A 16,161-nucleotide genomic window follows, 5' to 3' on the forward strand; every position below is an offset into this window, starting at 1 on the left:
GACGCGGCAGGCATAGCCCATGGGTGTCTCCGAACCCTTCATCCGGCGGCCGATCGCGACCTCGCTGCTCGGCATTGCGCTCTTGATCGGCGGGCTGCTCGGATATTTCGCGCTTCCGGTCTCGGCGCTGCCGCAGGTCGATTTCCCGACCGTGCAGGTGACGACGCAGCTGCCGGGCGCGAGTCCGGACGTGATCGCCTCGCTGATCACCGCGCCGCTGGAGCGGCAGCTCGGCCAGATCCCCTCGCTGTCGGCGATGAACTCGACGAGTTCGTTCGGCGTCAGCCAGATCTCGCTCCAGTTCGACCTCAACCGCGATATCGACGGTGCGACGCAGGACGTGCAGGCCGCGATCAACGCGGCGGCCGGCGTGCTGCCCAGGACGCTGCCTTACCCGCCGACCTACGCCAAGGTGAACCCGGCGGATGCGCCGGTGATGACGCTGGCGCTGCGCTCCGACACGATCTCGCTGCGCGCGATGAGCGACATCGCGGACACCATTCTGGCGCAACGTTTGAGCCAGATTTCAGGGGTCGGGCGCGTCTCGGTGCTCGGTGGACTGAAACCGGCCGTGCGCATCCAAGCCGATTTGGCACGCCTCGCAGCCTATGGCATCGCCATGGAGGATCTGCGCACCGCGATCGCCAATGCCAATGTCTCGGGGCCGAAGGGCTCGCTCGACGGCGCGCAGCAATCCTATCTCATCGCGGCCAACGACCAGATCGCCGCCGCTGACGCCTACAAGTCTGTCATTATCGCCTATCGCAACGGCTCGCCCGTCACCATCGGCGATGTCGCTCAGATCGTCGACGGCCTCGAGAACGACCGCACCGGCGGCTGGTACCAAGGCACGCCGGCCGTCATCATCGACATCCAGCGCCAGCCCGGGGCCAACGTCATCGACGTCGTCAGCCAGATCCGCGCAGAGATCCCGAAGCTGCAGCGGGCGATTCCGGCCGGTGTGAACCTCACCATCGTGTCTGACCGCACCGTCACCATCCGCGCCTCGGTGCGCGACGTGCAGTTCACGCTGGTCCTTGCCGTCGTGCTGGTGACGCTGGTGGTGCTGCTGTTCCTGCGCTCGCTGCGTGCCACGCTGATTGCCGGCGTCGCGCTGCCGCTGTCGCTGATCACGAGCTTCGGCATCATGTATTTTGCCGGGTTCAGCCTCGACAATCTGTCGCTGATGGCGCTCACGATCGGCACCGGCTTCGTCGTCGACGATGCCATCGTCATGATCGAGAACATCGTCCGCCACATGGAGAATGGCGAGAGCGCGATGGAAGCCTCGCTGAAAGGCGCCAGCGAGATCGGCTTCACCGTGATCTCGCTGACGGTGTCGCTGATCGCGGTGTTCATCCCGCTGCTGTTCATGTCCGGCCTCGTCGGGCGCATGTTCCGCGAGTTCGCGCTGACACTGACGATCGCGGTCGTGACCTCGGCCGTGGTCTCGCTGACGCTGACGCCGATGATGTGCTCGCGCTTGCTGAAGCACGCCCATGAGGAGCTGGCGGTGCCGGGCCTCGCCGCGATCAGCCGCTTCATCGACCGCACCGTCGACTTTTACCATCGCACGCTGCTCTGGGTGCTGGAGCGCCAGCGCGCTACGCTGGTCGTGACCTTCGCCACGCTGGTCGCAACTCTCGTTCTCTATGTCGTCGCCCCCAAGGGCTTCCTGCCCCTCCAGGACACCGCCTCAATCACGGCGGTGACGGAGGCGGGGCCGGACGTCTCCTTCGCCGAGATGCAGAAGCGGCAGACCGAGGCCGCCGACGCCATCAAGGCCGATCCTGACGTAACAGGCGTGGTCTCGGTGATCGGCGCCGGCTCGGTCAACCCGACCACCAATGTCGGGCGCCTCGTCATGACGCTCAAGCCGCGCGGCGAGCGGCGCGACGATGTCGGCGTAGTCGTGAGCCGGCTGAAGGAGCGCGTCGCCGGCATCCCCGGCATGACCGTCTATTTCCAGCCGGTGCAGGACGTGCAGATCTCGACCCAGTCGAGCCGCTCGCAATACCAGTACACGCTGACCGGCACCGATGCGGCGCTGGTGTCGGAATGGGCGCGCAAGCTCGTCGCCGAGATGCGGCGCGATCCCCTGTTCCGCGACGTCTCCTCCGAGGCGCAGGAGGGCGGCCTGCGGGCGCAGCTCGAGGTCGACCGCACCCGCGCCGGTCAGCTCGGCGTCAGCCTGCAAGGCATCACCGACACGCTGAACGATGCCTTCGCGCAGCGGCAGATCTCGACGATCTACGGCCAGGCCAACCAGTACCGCGTGGTGCTGGAGGCGCTGCCGATGTATCAGCGCGATCCCTCGATCCTCTCCAAGCTCTATCTGCCGGGCGCCGCGAGCAGCGTCGCCGGCACGCCGAGCGCCCAGGTGCCGCTCTCGGCTGTGGCGACGCTGAAGCGCACCACGGCGCCGCTCGCGATCTCGCACCAGGCGCAGTTCCCCTCCGTGTCGCTCAGCTTCAACCTCGCACCGGGCGCGGCCCTCGGCGATGCCGTCGAAGCCGTGAAAGCGATCGAGAGCCGGATCGGCATGCCGGGCAGCATCGTCGGCGTCTATGCCGGTGACGCCGCCGAGTTCGCCAAGGCGCTGGCCGGCCAGCCATGGCTGCTGCTCGCCGCCGTGATCACGATCTACATCGTGTTAGGGGTGCTCTACGAGAGCTACATCCACCCGATCACGATCCTGTCGACGCTGCCCTCGGCCGGCGTCGGCGCGATCCTGGCACTGGTGCTGTGTGGGCAGGACCTGTCGGTGATCGGACTGATCGGCATCATCCTCTTGATGGGCATCGTCAAGAAGAACGCGATCATGATGATCGACTTCGCGCTGGAGGCCGAGCGCGGGCAGGGGATGTCGCCCAACGGAGCGATCGTGCAGGCGTGTCTGTTGCGCTTCCGTCCCATCATGATGACGACGCTGGCGGCGCTGTTCGGCGCGCTGCCGCTGGCGATCGAGAGCGGCACCGGCGCCGAGCTGCGCTTTCCCCTCGGCATCTCCATCATCGGCGGCCTGCTGCTGAGCCAGCTGCTGACGCTCTACACCACGCCCGTGATCTATCTCGCGCTCGACCGCATCAACCGCCGCCTCGAGCAGGCGCTGCCGCCGGCCGAATCCGGCGGTCCGCCGGTCGCCGGCGCGACCGAGGGGATGCAGTGATGGCATCGATCTCGGAGCCCTTCATCCGCCGCCCGGTCGCGACCACGCTGCTCTCGATCGGGTTGTTCCTGCTGGGTGTCGTCGCCTACGAGTTCCTGCCGGTGTCCTCGGTACCGAACGTCGATTTTCCCGCCATCTTCGTCTCCGCGAGCCGCCCTGGCGCCGATCCTTCCGTGATGGCGGCAACGGTCGCCGCGCCGCTGGAGCGGCGCCTGGGTGAGATTGCCGGCATCAATCAGATCACCTCGACCAGTTCGCTCGGCATCAGCAATATTCAGCTGCAATTCAACATCGGCCGCGACATCGATCGCGCCGCACGCGACGTGCAGGCCGCCATCAACGCCTCGCTGGTGGACCTGCCGAGCGATCTGCCGGCGCTGCCGCGCTTCCGCAAGGCCAACACCGCGGGCGCCCCCGTCTACGTGTTGGCGCTGACGTCGAAAACCCTCACCACCAGTGCGATCTATGATGTCGCCGACACCGTGCTGGCGCAACGCATCTCGCAGGTGCCGGGCGTGGGCAACGTCACGATCAGCGGTGCCGATCAACCGGCGGTGCGCATCCAGCTCAATCCGGTCGCGCTGTCGAATGCCGGCATCGCCACCGACGACGTACGGACCGCGATCATCAATGCCAACCCGCTCGGCCCGGTTGGTATCTTCAACGGCGAGCGCCAAAGCGAGACGCTGGCGCTGAACCGCCAGATGCGGACCGCCCAGGAATTCCGCGACATCGTGATCAAGAGCGCGAACGGCAATTTCGTGCGGCTCTCCGACGTCGCCGAGATCGAGGATTCCGTCCGCAATGCCCGCTCGATCGCCTGGTTCAACAAGCAGCCGGCGGTGATCATGCAGATCACCAAGCAGGGCGATGCCAACGTGATCGACACTGTCGACCGCGTCAAGGCGCTGATCCCCGAGCTGAAACAATGGATTCCGGCAGGGGTCGAGATTTCGACCCTGGTCGATCGCACCGGCACGATCCGGGCCAGCGTCGAGGACATGCAGTGGACGCTGCTGGCAACGGCGATCCTGGTGATGGTGGTGGTGTTCGTATTCCTGCGCAGGATCACGCCGACGATCGCGGCCGGCATTTCGGTGCCGCTGGCGCTCGCCGGCACCTGCGCAGGGATGTGGCTCGCCGGTTTCTCGATCGACAATCTGTCGCTGATGGCGCTCGCAATCTCCGTCGGCTTCGTGGTCGACGACGCCATCGTCATGATCGAGAACATGTTCCGCAATCTCGAGCACGGCATGCGGCCTTTCCGAGCAGCGCAGGAGGGAGCGAAGCAGATCGGCTTCACCGTGCTCTCGATCAGCCTGTCGCTGATCGCGGCGTTCACGCCGCTGATCTTCATGGACGGCATCGTCGGCCGCCTGTTGCGCGAATTCTCGCTGACGCTGACCTTTGCGATCGTGGTCTCGACGCTGGTCTCGCTCACGGCCACGCCGATGATCTGCGCCCATTATATCCGGCAGACGACGTCGGGGACGGCCACGCTGTTCGACCGTCTGATCGAGGGATCGCTGTCGCGGATCGTCAATTTCTACGCGCGCAGCTTGCGCACTGTGCTGGAATTCCCGCTGCTGACGCTGCTCGTGTTCTTCGCCACCATCGGGCTGACCGTGACGCTCTACGTCAAGGTGCCCAAGGGCTATTTCCCGACTGACGATTCCGGATTCATCATCGGCGCGACGCGGGCCTCCGCCGACATTTCGTTCCAGTCGATGCTGGGCCTCCAGCAGCAGCTCGCCGACATCGTGATGGCCGATCCGGCCGTCGCCGGCATCGGCTCGGTGCTGGGCGGTGGCGGGCCGGGCCCGGCGACCTCCAACCGCGGCACGATGTTCATCAGCCTGAAGCCGCCGGCCGAGCGGAACCATGTCTCGACCGAGATCGTGATCGATCGCTTGCGGCGCGATCTTTATCGCGTTGCCGGCATCCGTCTCTTCATGTTCGCGGCGCAGGACGTCCGCGCTGGCGGACGGCAGAGCGACTCGAACTACCAATATACGCTGTCGAGCACCGACCTGGATCTGCTGCAGCAATGGGCGCCGATCGTCGCCAAGCGAATGGAGACGGTCGAAGGAATCACCGACGTGTCCGCCGATCGCGATCCCGGCGGATTGCAGCTCACGCTGGCCATCGACCGCCAGAAGGCCTCGCGGCTCGGCGTGCGCGTGCAGGACATCGACAATGCGCTGAACAACGCGTTCGCGCAGCGGCAGATCTCGATCATCTACACCCAGCGAAACCAGTACATGATCGTGCTGGAGACCGATCCGAAATTCCAGGTCGACCCGACCAATCTCGAGCGCATCTATGTGGCGGGCGCCAACGGTGTGCAGGTGCCGTTGTCAGCCGTGGTCCGCGCCCAGCGCGGGCTCGCCTCGCTCGCCGTGTTTCACTCGCAAGGATTCCCCTCGACGACCGTATCCTTCAACACGCTGCCGGACGTGCCGCTCCAGGCCGCGACCCAGAACATCCAGCGTGCGGTCGAGGAGTTGCACATGCCCGAGGGCATCCGCGGCAGCTTCGACGGCAATGCCGGCGATTTCGCCAGGACCAGCGGCCGCCAGCCGCTTCTGATCCTCGGCGCGCTGATCGCGATGTACATCGTTTTAGGGGTGCTCTACGAGAGCCTTGCCCATCCGCTCACGATCATCTCGACGCTGCCCTCGGCCGGGTTAGGTGCGCTGCTCGCCCTGCAGCTGACCAACACGCCTCTGACGGTGATTGCCTTCGTCGGCATCATCCTCTTGATCGGCATCGTCAAGAAGAACGGCATCATGATGGTTGACTTCGCGCTCGACGCCGAGCGCCGGCGCGGGCTGTCCTCGGCGGAGGCGATCTTCGAGGCTTGCCAGGCGCGCTTCCGGCCGATCCTGATGACGACCATGGCGGCGCTGTTCGCCGGCATTCCGCTTGTGGTCGCGACCGGCCCCGGCACGGAGCTGCGCCGCCCGCTCGGCATCACCATCATCGGCGGCCTGTTCGTCTCGCAGATCCTGACCCTCTACACCACGCCCGTGATCTATCTCCTGATCGACCGTCTGCGGCGCCGATCCGAGCCGCGTCCGCTGGCTGCGCCGGCGGAATAGGTTGTTGCAGCGACGCGCGAAGCGTATAGCGGCGACCATGTCGAACCGATCCGAGACGACGGCCGCCGCGCCCGAGGCGATTCCCGAATGCCCGCACTGCCAGAAGCCGATGCCGCTGTGCATCTGCGACAGCGTCACGCCCATTGAAAATCGGCTCTCGCTGCTGATCCTGCAGCACCCGCAGGAGCAGGACAGGGCGCTCGGCACCGCGCGGCTGCTGGCCAGGCATTTCGCCGATGCCACGGTCCGGGTCGGCCTGTCCTGGCCAAGCCTGTCCAAGGCGCTGGGGCGGCCGGTCGAGAATGCCGCTCGCTGGGCCGTGCTCTATCTCGGCTCGGCCCGCGCGGCCGATCTCGAGGCCGAGGGCGAGATCGTGGCGCTAACCCGCAAGGGCGAGGTCGCGGAGAACCAGCGCGCGATCCTCGGCAAGCTCGAAGGCGTCGTGCTGCTCGATGGCACCTGGAGCCAGGCCAAAGCGCTGTGGTGGCGCAATCCCTGGATGCTGAAATGCCAGCGCGTGATCCTCAATCCGGCGCATCCCTCACGCTACGGACGCCTGCGCAAGGAGCCGCGCCGCGACGGGCTCTCGACCATCGAGGCGGCCGCGACGATGCTCGCCGGCCTCGAGCGACGTCCCGACATCGCACAGACACTGCATGGCAGTTTCGAACGGATGCTGGCGCGCTATCGCGAGGTCCAGACCGAGATGCCGGAACTCGTACCCAAGCCGGCGCCCAAGGGCCGCCGGCGCGACTTCCGGCGCGGCAAGCGCGTCTGACTTTGATCCACATCGGCCATCGCCGCCAAAGTCGGACGAAGGCGGTTGCCTAAGCCATTGATCCCCTATATTGGTCCGCGCTTACGGGGCCACGTGGCGGAGTGGTTACGCAACGGTCTGCAAAACCGTGTACACCAGTTCAATTCTGGTCGTGGCCTCCATTACAAGTCTCTGATCTTCCAGGAAAAATGCAAGTTTGCCACAGTGGGCGGCGGAAGCTTGCAGGGCGCGCCTACCGGGTTTGCCCGGGGCTTGGCGGAAACTGGTGATTCAGGCCGATGGCATGGACTTCGCATCTGCGAAGTGACGCATGCCCCATCAACCGAGCGCTGGAGAGCACGTGGGCGAAATCGTCCGATTTGTTCCAAAATCCGAGCTGGAGCGGGCCCGTCTCATTCGTGAGGCGCGCGCGATCTATGACAGCATCTTTCCGCCGGCTGTCCCCGAGCGGGCGCCGCAGGACGGCGAGGAACGCGTCAAGAATTGATCGTGGTTGCGCCGCCGGCGCATCCGTTCACGGCGAGGCGGGCCTCAGCAGGCCGCGTACCAGCCGTCGGGGAAGGGCAGGAGGGGCCAGGCGCCCTCGTTGTCGTTGGCGGCCTTCAGAGTTTCCTTGGGTGTTGCGCCATACGACCACGAACGGGGCACGAATTCCTCCTCCGGCGCGGGCGCGAAGTCCTCAAAGACCATGGCGTCCCGGACAGCATCCAGCAGTAAGTTGAATTCGGCTTCGCTCATCACACCCTCGCAGAACGCGGATGGCGCAATGTCGCAAAGCCGGTTTGTTTCCGGATTGACCGGATCGTTCGCATTTTAACGATGCGGCGACCGGGACCCGATTGGTTAGCGATTCCTGAAAAAAATCCCCGGTAAACCCTACGTCCCGCCACGGCGCAGCCGGTGTGAAAGAGATCACATTCCCCGCGGATTATTCCTCCTACCTCTTCGCTCCATGCCGGCCAATGCAGGCCGGGGTGGGTAGAGCGGGAGACTGGTCATGAAGGCGAGGTTCTTGCGGTTTGCGGGCGTGAAAAGCCGGGCGCGTGGCGCCTCGACCGTCGGGCTGTTCCTGACGCTGTTCGCCTCCACCGTTCATGCCCAGGGAACAGCGGAGCAGCGGCGGGGCTGCACCCCGACGTCTACCGGCTCTGCGCCGGCGATATCCCCAACGTCTGCGCCATTACCGCGTGCCTGCGACCCAACCGGTCGAGCCTCAGCGAGGCCCGCCGTTCCGAGTGCGACCAGGCTGGTGGCTGAGCTGCCCCCGCTGTGGGTTTGTGCGCAGCAAGCGCATCGCACGGGCTCGCGAATCCGCCATGGTCAGCCTGTGGATATGCTGCGGACAAGACTGTGGAGGAGTGCTTGATCTGCTGTGGATGGCTGTCGTGGATGCTTCTTTTCGGCGTCCCACGGCTCGTGGTCCACGAACACATTTTGTGCAGTCGTTTGCCCAAATGCCGGGCGCGCTCCATCCAATTTTTTGTACGCCCGCGGACAAGCTTTTCGCGCCGCGCTCCCGCCGACCTTGCCGGCACCAGCCTCGAAGGGCTCGACCATCCCATGCTGGAGACCGATCACGCCTGGTCGTTCTACGGCTTCGCCTATCCGAACCATCTCGCGGCGCTCGACGCGGACGTCTCGACCGTGCGATGCGCGACGCGTTCCGAAAACTCCGCTGCTTCCTGATGACCGTGCATCGCCTCAGCGAGGACGAGGCGATCTGATATCGGCCGCCGTCGATTTCGGCGAATCCGACCCTTTGTGCCTGTCGGCGCGTATCCCGGATTACGCTGCGCTCCATCGGGCTACAAGACCTTGCGTGCCCGGACAAGGCCTTCGCCGCTTCCAAGACCACCGCGATCCAATCAGCGAATTATTGAACATCGACAGCCAAGACCACCGCGATCCAATCAGCGAATTATTGAACATCGACAGCAATGACGATGCGGAGAGAGTCGGGCGGCGCTACGACTCCGGCACCAAGACCACCTCGTTTCTCGCGGAATGATGTTTGGGACCGCCTAACCGGAGGAGGGGCCATTCCAGGCCCTCAGTCCAGGCCCTCAGTCCAGGCTCTTCCTGGGGCGCGTTGAGGATGAGGACGAATTCGTCCTTTGCAAGCGCAAGCGGCTTTGTTATACGCAGCCGCGCGCGAACGAACGGTTCGCCTTTTCCTCGGTAGCTCAGCGGTAGAGCATCCGACTGTTAATCGGATGGTCGCTGGTTCGAATCCAGCCCGGGGAGCCAAATCTTGCCGTAATTCAATGATTTGCGCTCGCATTCTCATGCGGCATGCAATCTTCTTGTCCTGATATTTGAAGACAGCATCCAAAATCCAGCACGGAATCGCTCTCAAACGGATGTGTGGGCGAGCGCGGTCGCGCCATGCGGACGGCGCCAAATCGACTTAATTCAAATCGAGCATGGTTGCGCCGGACAACAAGGAACTGATTCCCATGTCAGAGATCCAGGTCGACCATTCTTGTGTGGCCCCCTCGATTCTGCCGGCCCGCATTCCTGAGCTCAGCGACGATGAATGCCTCGCCTGTCTGGCGCGGGCGGTCGAGACGCCGGATTCGGCACGGCTGGACGAGGTCGCCGCTCTGATCGGCCGCCTCGCGGTGGCGATCGAATAAGGCTGGTCCGGCCCGCACCGAGAGTTGCGGAAGCCGTGGTCGCTTGAGGCCGACGGCCGTGTTGCCTTTTGACCAAGCATGCTTCAAAGATGCCGCGAATTTTCTCCGCGGCATTGTCCGCATTGCAGGGTCCGCAAATGTCCGGTTTTTCGACCGCGCGCCAAAAAATGGTCGATGGCCAGGTGCGCACCAATGACGTCACCGACCGCCGTATTCTCGACGCCATGCTCACGGTTCCGCGCGAGGCTTTCGTGCCGGCCGGCCGACAGGCACTTGCTTACCTCGATCTCGACCTCGACGTGAGCGAAGGCGCCACCAAACGGTTCCTGATCAAGCCAGCGCTGACTGGCAAGCTGCTTCAGGCCGCTGAAATCGGCGAGGGCGACAACGTGCTGGTTGTCGGCTGTGCGACGGGCTATCTCGCCGCGCTGACCGCCAAGCTCGCGCGGCAGGTCGTCGCGACCGAATGCGATTCGGCCTTGGCCGCGAAGGCTAAGGACGCCTTCACCGCCCTGGGACTTACCAATGTCACCTACAAGGCGGCGGCCTGCACCGACGGGGAACCGGCTGCTGCCCCCTATGATGTGATCGTCCTCAACGGCGCGGCCGAGGTGATGCCGGAAGCTCTGCTCGGGCAGCTGAAGGAGGGCGGGCGTCTGGTGGGGGTGTCGGCCGAATCGAGGCCGCCGCGCGCCACGATCGTGACCCGTACCCACGGTGAATTCGGCCATCGGGCCCTGTTCGATGCCGCAGCCCCGGTCCTTCCCGGGCTGGAACGGGCGGCTGCCTTCGTCTTCTGACGGCCCAAAAGCCGCCCAAATCCCGTTCTGAATCAGAAGTGTGGCCGGGATGCTGCACGTGAAGAGTTTCCACTGAGAACCACCCATAGGTGGTTCCGTCGCGCTTGACCGCGTCCTATGTTGCGGCGGGGCAACGACTCCACTCGTAGACGTAACCCAGCTCGCGGGCACGAGTTGGGCGTTAGAATGAACGGAAATTTTGGGATGCATGGGGTGAAGCTCTTCACCGGAGCTGCGGTTTCGGTCCTGCTGCTGGCGCTGGCCGGGCCGACGCCTGCCTTGGCGGATACGATCGAGGCCGCGCTGGTGCGCGCCTATCAGAACAATCCGCAGCTCAACGCACAGCGTGCCCAGGTGCGCTCGACCGACGAAAACGTGCCGCAGGCGCTGTCCGGATACCGCCCGAAGGTCTCGCTGACGGCGACCGGCGGTTATCAATATCAGGACTTGCAGAGTGGCGTCGGGACTAACTCAGTCTTCGGATCCAGATTCCCTCGCAGTGTTGGAGTCACCGCGACGCAGACGCTCTACAATGGCAACCAGACCGCCAACCGGACCCGTGCGGCGGAGAGTCAGGTGTCCGGTGCCCGCGAAGCGTTGCGCAGCCTCGATCAGACCGTGCTGCTCCAGGCCGCGACCACTTATATGGATTATCTGCGCGACGCCGCCACGCTGGAAGTCCAGCGCAGCAACGTACGCGTGCTCGAGCAGACGTTGAAGCAGACCCGTGACCGCTTCAACGTCGGCGAAGTGACCCGCACTGACGTTGCGCAATCGGAGGCGCAGCTGGCGGCCGGCAAGACGCAGGCGCTCACTGCCGAAGCGAATTTGACCACGACGCGGGCGAACTTCCGGCGGATCATCGGTAACGAGCCGACGAACCTCGCGCCGGGCTCGCCCGTCGATCGGTTCCTGCCTCCGACGCTTGCAGCTTCAATCGAGCTCGCCCTCATCGAGAACCCTAACGTCACGGCGAGCATGTACGGTATCGACGTCAATTATCTGCAGGTGAAAGTCGCCGAAGGTGCGTTGCTGCCGACGGTTTCGCTTCAGGCATCGGCCACGCGGGCCGACGAACAGTCCTTGATTCAGTTGCGCTCGTACACCGCATCGGCGATCGCGCAGCTCTCCGTGCCGATCTATCAGGGCGGCGGCGAATATTCGCTGATCCGCCAATCCAAGGAGAACCTGGCGCAGCAGCGCCTCAATCTGGAGACGACCCGCGATCAGGCTCGTGCCAACGTCGTGCAGGCGTGGGGCCAGTTGCAGGCTGCCAAGGCGCAGGTGCAGTCCGCGCAGGCACAGGTCACCGCCTCAGAGATCGCGCTGAACGGCGTCCGTGAAGAGGCCAAGGCTGGCCAGCGCACCACGCTCGACGTGCTCAATGCGCAGCAGGCGCTGGTCAACGCGCGTGTCGCACTCGTCACCGCACAGCACGATCGCGTGGTTGCGTCCTATTCCGTGCTCAGTGCCGTAGGCCGTCTATCGCCGCAGGTCCTTGGCCTGGCGACCACAACCTACGACCCCAGCGTTCACTATCATCAGGTCCGCGACAGCTGGGCTGGCGTGCGCACGCCCGACGGGCGCTGATTCCCGCAATGATCCGGTCGACCTCGCGAACAGCCGAGGTTGACCGGCGCTTTGCTTGCAATCGTCAAAATCCCTGACATAGCCTTGCCAAGATGATGCGGGTCGATTCGTCCCGCGTTGACGACGTGTGTGTAACGCTTGAGTGCCGGGAGCAGGGGCGCACCGCTGCACGTTGAGCCGTGATCTGGGGACAAGTCGGGCTGCCGCGACGAAAAATCACGGACCTCTCGTCCGGAACCGGCCAATCCTGTCCTGCTTGGTGTAAAACAACGCATGCGAGGGCGTTGATGATGTGGAGTCGGAGATGACGCAGCCTGCAAAGGTCACAGAACCCTCCATGGAGGAGATTCTGGCCTCGATCCGGCGCATCATTGCCGACGATGAGGCAAAGCCGCCGCCGGCTGAGGCCGCCAAGCCCGAGAAGGCTGCGGCGCCGAAGCCGCAGGCCGTGAACGACATCCCGACAGCCAAGGTCGCGCCCGCAAAACCTGCCGCCGAGAAGCCCGCGCCGCCAGAAGCGAAGCCGGCTCCGGCGCCGCCGCCAGCACCTGCGGCGGATGCATCCAACAGCCAGGACGACATCGACGCGCTGCTGGCGGGGCTCGACGCGGCCACGCCTGCGCCCGAGGTCCGCGCTCCCGAACCAGAGCCTGAGCCCGACGTGCTCGAACTGACGGACGACATGGCGGTGGACCCGACACCGGCTCCGCCGCCGCCGAGCTTCCGCAAGGTCGAGCCGCGCGACGATCTCGAGTTCGCCGAATCGCCGTCCCCCCGTCCGACGCCGCCACCGTCCTACGCGCCGGTGGATTTTGACGCCCCGCCGCTGCCGCCGCAGCAGCCAATCCTCGCGCAATCGACCGTCTCCGCGGTCGAATCCGCCTTCAATTCCCTGGCCCATACGGTGCTCAGCAGCAATGCGCGGACGCTGGAGGATCTGGTCAAGGAAATGCTGCGGCCGATGCTGAAGTCCTGGCTCGACGACAACCTGCCGGGCTTGGTTGAACGCATCGTGAAGGCCGAAATCGAGCGGGTCTCGCGCGGCGGCAGATAGGGCCGCGGGTCGCGCGGCCCTGATATAGCCCCGCTTGTACGTCATATTGGCCGCGTCGACCGGGCCGGACAGCCCGTGCGCGCTGACCTTTTCGTTGACTTGTCCGTTGACTTGTCCGTTGACTTGGCCCCCTCGCGCGGCTTTCTAGCACCCCCATGATCGAGAAAAATTACCAGCCCGCCGATATCGAAACCCGCATGTCCGTCGTGTGGGAGGACAGCCTTGCCTTCAAGGCCGGCCGCCCCGACCGTCGCGACGCGGTGCCGTTCACCATCGTGATCCCGCCGCCGAACGTGACGGGCTCGCTGCACATGGGCCACGCCCTCAACAACACGCTGCAGGACATTCTGTGCCGTTTCGAGCGCATGCGCGGCCGCGACGTGCTGTGGCAGCCCGGCACCGATCATGCCGGCATCGCCACCCAGATGGTGGTCGAGCGGCAGCTGATGGAGCGCCAGCAGCCAGGCCGCCGCGAGATGGGCCGCGAGAAGTTTCTGGAGCGGGTCTGGCAGTGGAAGGCCGAGAGCGGCGACACCATCATCAACCAGCTCAAGCGCCTCGGCGCCTCCTGCGACTGGTCGCGCGAGCGCTTCACCATGGACGAAGGCCTGTCGAAGGCCGTCGTCAAGGTGTTCGTCGAGCTGCACCGCGAGGGTCTGATCTACAAGGACAAGCGGCTGGTGAACTGGGATACCAAGCTGCTCACTGCCATCTCCGATCTCGAAGTGCAGCAGGTGGAGGTCAAGGGCAGCCTCTGGTATCTGCGCTATCCGATCGAGGGCAAGACCTTCAGCCCCGAGGATCCCGCGAGCTTCGTCGTTGTCGCCACCACGCGCCCGGAGACCATGCTCGGCGATACCGGCGTTGCCGTGCATCCCGAGGACGAGCGCTATCGGCAGCTGATCGGCAAGAACGTCATCCTGCCGCTGGTCGGCCGCAAGATCAAAATCGTCGCCGACGAATATTCCGATCCGGAGAAGGGCTCGGGCGCTGTGAAGGTGACGCCGGCGCACGACTTCAACGATTTCGAGGTCGGCAATCGCCACGGCCTGCGCCGGATCAGCGTGCTCGACAGGGAAGGCTGTCTCGATCTCATCGACAACGAGGATTACCTGCGCGACCTGCCCGAAGGCGCCGCGCAGTTCGCCGAGGAGTTCCACAAGGTCGATCGCTTCGCCGCGCGCAAGCGTCTCGTCGAGCGGCTGGAATCGTTCGGCTTCGTCGAGCGGATCGAGCCTCACACCCACATGGTGCCGCATGGCGATCGCTCCAACAGCGTGATCGAGCCGTATCTGACCGACCAGTGGTATGTCGACGCCAAGACGCTCGCTAAGCCTGCGATCGCGGCGGTGCGTTCGGGCGAAACGACGTTCGTGCCAAAAAACTGGGAAAAGACCTATTTCGACTGGATGGAGAACATCCAGCCCTGGTGCATCTCGCGTCAGCTCTGGTGGGGTCACCAGATCCCGGCCTGGTATGGTCCTGACGGTAAGGTATTCGTCGCCGAGACCGAGGAAGAGGCCGTCAGCAATGCGCTCGGCTACTACGTCGAGCAGGAGGTCATCACGGCCGAGCAGGGGCGCGAGATGGCGCTCGACCGCAACAAGCGCGAAGGCTTCATCACCCGTGACGAGGACGTTCTCGATACCTGGTTCTCCTCGGCGCTGTGGCCGTTCTCGACTCTCGGCTGGCCCGACGACACGCCCGAAGTGCAGCGCTACTATCCGACCAATGCGCTGGTGACCGGCTTCGACATCATCTTCTTCTGGGTCGCCCGCATGATGATGATGGGCCTGCACTTCATGAAGGAGGTGCCGTTCTCGACTGTCTACATCCACGCCCTCGTCCGCGACGAGAAGGGCGCCAAGATGTCGAAGTCGAAGGGCAACGTCATCGATCCCCTGCATCTGATCGACGAATACGGCGCGGACGCGCTTCGCTTCACGCTGGCCGCGATGGCGGCGCAGGGGCGCGACATCAAGCTCGCCACCAGCCGCGTCGAGGGCTATCGCAACTTTGCGACCAAGCTCTGGAATGCGTGCCGTTTCGCCGAGATGAACCACTGTGCCGTGCCCGATGGCTTCGAGCCGGCGAAGGCGAAGGAGACGCTGAACCGCTGGATCGCGCACGAAACCGCGCACACCACGCGCGAGGTGACCGAGGCGATCGAGGCCTATCGCTTCAACGATGCCGCAGGCAGCATCTACCGCTTCGTCTGGAACGTCTATTGCGACTGGTATGTCGAGCTCGCAAAGCCCGTGCTGCTCGGCCCGGACAGCCCCGCCAAGGACGAGACCCGCGCCATGGTCGCCTGGGCGCGCGACGAGATCCTCAAGCTGTTGCACCCCTTCATGCCCTTCATCACCGAAGAGCTGTGGGAGGTGACGGCCGAGCGCGACGGCCTGCTCGCATTGGCGCCGTGGCCGCTGAAGCCGTCTCAGCCTTCGCCGGAGCAGCTCGCGATGCTCGCCGCGGCCGCCGGGCCGACCGATCCGCTGATCTCGCCGGCCCTGGTCATGCCGATCTTCGACCATGCCGACTTCACCGACCCCAGGGCGGAAGCCGAGATCGGCTGGGTGATCGACCTCATCACCCAGATCCGCTCGGTGCGCGCCGAGATGAACATCCCGCCGGCGACGCTGACGGCGCTCGTGCTTGCCGGCGCCTCGGCCGAGACCCGGGAGCGGGCGCCGCGCTGGACCGACGTCATCAAGCGCATGGCGCGGCTGTCGGAGATCTCCTTCGCCGACCGTGCGCCCGACGGCGCGGTGCAGCTGCTGGTGCGCGGCGAGGTGGCTGCGTTGCCGCTGAAGGGCGTCATCGATGTGGCCGCCGAGCGCGCGCGTCTCGACAAGGAGATCGCGAAGGCGGACGCTGACATCAAGCGTGCCGAATCCAAGCTGGCCAACGAGAAGTTCGTCGCCAACGCGGCCGAGGAGGTCGTCGAGGAGGAGCGTGAAAAGCGCGAGGCCGCGCTGGCGCGCAAGGCCAAGCTGCTCGAGGCACTGGAGCGGCTGAAGCAGGCGTCGTAGC

General features: G+C 65.0%; 11 protein-coding genes, 2 tRNA genes and 2 pseudogenes. 14 read left to right on the plus strand and 1 reads right to left on the minus strand.

Annotated elements, in window-relative coordinates:
- The first annotated feature begins 19 nt into the window (after positions 1-19).
- The 5 genes from P6U28_RS13185 (at position 20) to P6U28_RS13205 (ending at position 7,535) form a co-directional block, all read left to right on the plus strand.
- On the plus strand, positions 20-3,169 hold the full coding sequence (locus tag P6U28_RS13185) for an efflux RND transporter permease subunit (protein ID WP_122403296.1): 3,150 nt from the start codon (positions 20-22) through the stop codon (positions 3,167-3,169).
- On the plus strand, positions 3,169-6,270 hold the full coding sequence (locus P6U28_RS13190) for an efflux RND transporter permease subunit (protein WP_122403295.1): 3,102 nt from the start codon (positions 3,169-3,171) through the stop codon (positions 6,268-6,270). Before P6U28_RS13185 ends, P6U28_RS13190 begins: the two co-directional genes overlap by 1 nt.
- A gap of 37 nt (positions 6,271-6,307) precedes the next feature.
- Entirely contained in the window at positions 6,308-7,048 is a 741-nt protein-coding gene (locus tag P6U28_RS13195; protein ID WP_122403294.1) for a tRNA-uridine aminocarboxypropyltransferase, read from the plus strand.
- An 87-nt stretch (positions 7,049-7,135) separates the two neighbouring features.
- Positions 7,136-7,209, plus strand: a tRNA-Cys gene (locus P6U28_RS13200).
- A 179-nt stretch (positions 7,210-7,388) separates the two neighbouring features.
- Positions 7,389-7,535, plus strand: a complete 147-nt coding sequence (locus tag P6U28_RS13205) for a hypothetical protein (RefSeq protein WP_164937083.1) — start codon at positions 7,389-7,391, stop codon at positions 7,533-7,535.
- Positions 7,536-7,579: 44 nt separating this feature from the next.
- Here the strand turns inward: P6U28_RS13205 and P6U28_RS13210 are convergent, their stop codons facing one another.
- Positions 7,580-7,786 (minus strand): hypothetical protein, encoded by a 207-nt coding sequence (locus P6U28_RS13210; protein ID WP_129144858.1) that lies wholly within the window; start codon positions 7,784-7,786, stop codon positions 7,580-7,582.
- A gap of 259 nt (positions 7,787-8,045) precedes the next feature.
- On the opposite strand from P6U28_RS13210, the pseudogene P6U28_RS13215 reads away from it, so the two are divergent.
- The 9 genes and pseudogenes from P6U28_RS13215 to P6U28_RS13255 all read left to right on the plus strand — a co-directional run bounded on the left by P6U28_RS13215 (position 8,046) and on the right by P6U28_RS13255 (position 16,160).
- Positions 8,046-8,305, plus strand: a pseudogene (locus P6U28_RS13215) (hypothetical protein).
- Positions 8,306-8,569: 264 nt separating this feature from the next.
- Positions 8,570-8,769: pseudogene (locus tag P6U28_RS13220) on the plus strand (acetamidase); the annotation flags it as partial.
- Positions 8,770-8,867: 98 nt separating this feature from the next.
- On the plus strand, positions 8,868-9,056 hold the full coding sequence (locus P6U28_RS13225) for a hypothetical protein (RefSeq protein WP_407122416.1): 189 nt from the start codon (positions 8,868-8,870) through the stop codon (positions 9,054-9,056).
- Positions 9,057-9,220: 164 nt separating this feature from the next.
- Positions 9,221-9,295: transfer RNA gene (locus P6U28_RS13230), tRNA-Asn, on the plus strand.
- A 209-nt stretch (positions 9,296-9,504) separates the two neighbouring features.
- Positions 9,505-9,684 carry a hypothetical protein gene (locus P6U28_RS13235; protein ID WP_122406676.1) on the plus strand — a complete coding sequence of 60 codons (180 nt, stop codon included), beginning with the start codon at positions 9,505-9,507 and terminating at the stop codon, positions 9,682-9,684.
- Between the two features lie 137 nt (positions 9,685-9,821).
- Entirely contained in the window at positions 9,822-10,484 is a 663-nt protein-coding gene (locus tag P6U28_RS13240) for a protein-L-isoaspartate O-methyltransferase (protein WP_122403292.1), read from the plus strand.
- Between the two features lie 204 nt (positions 10,485-10,688).
- Entirely contained in the window at positions 10,689-12,074 is a 1,386-nt protein-coding gene (locus P6U28_RS13245) for a TolC family outer membrane protein (RefSeq protein ID WP_122403291.1), read from the plus strand.
- 304 nt (positions 12,075-12,378) lie between these two features.
- The gene (locus P6U28_RS13250) at positions 12,379-13,128 is read left to right on the plus strand and encodes a PopZ family protein (RefSeq protein ID WP_162500282.1); all 750 of its coding nucleotides are present in this window, start codon (positions 12,379-12,381) and stop codon (positions 13,126-13,128) included.
- A gap of 155 nt (positions 13,129-13,283) precedes the next feature.
- On the plus strand, positions 13,284-16,160 hold the full coding sequence (locus P6U28_RS13255; protein ID WP_122403289.1) for a valine--tRNA ligase: 2,877 nt from the start codon (positions 13,284-13,286) through the stop codon (positions 16,158-16,160).
- Position 16,161: the final 1 nt, after the last annotated feature.

Origin of the sequence: Bradyrhizobium sp. STM 3561, from assembly GCF_045571455.1 — a bacterium.
Taxonomy (GTDB): domain Bacteria; phylum Pseudomonadota; class Alphaproteobacteria; order Rhizobiales; family Xanthobacteraceae; genus Bradyrhizobium; species Bradyrhizobium vignae.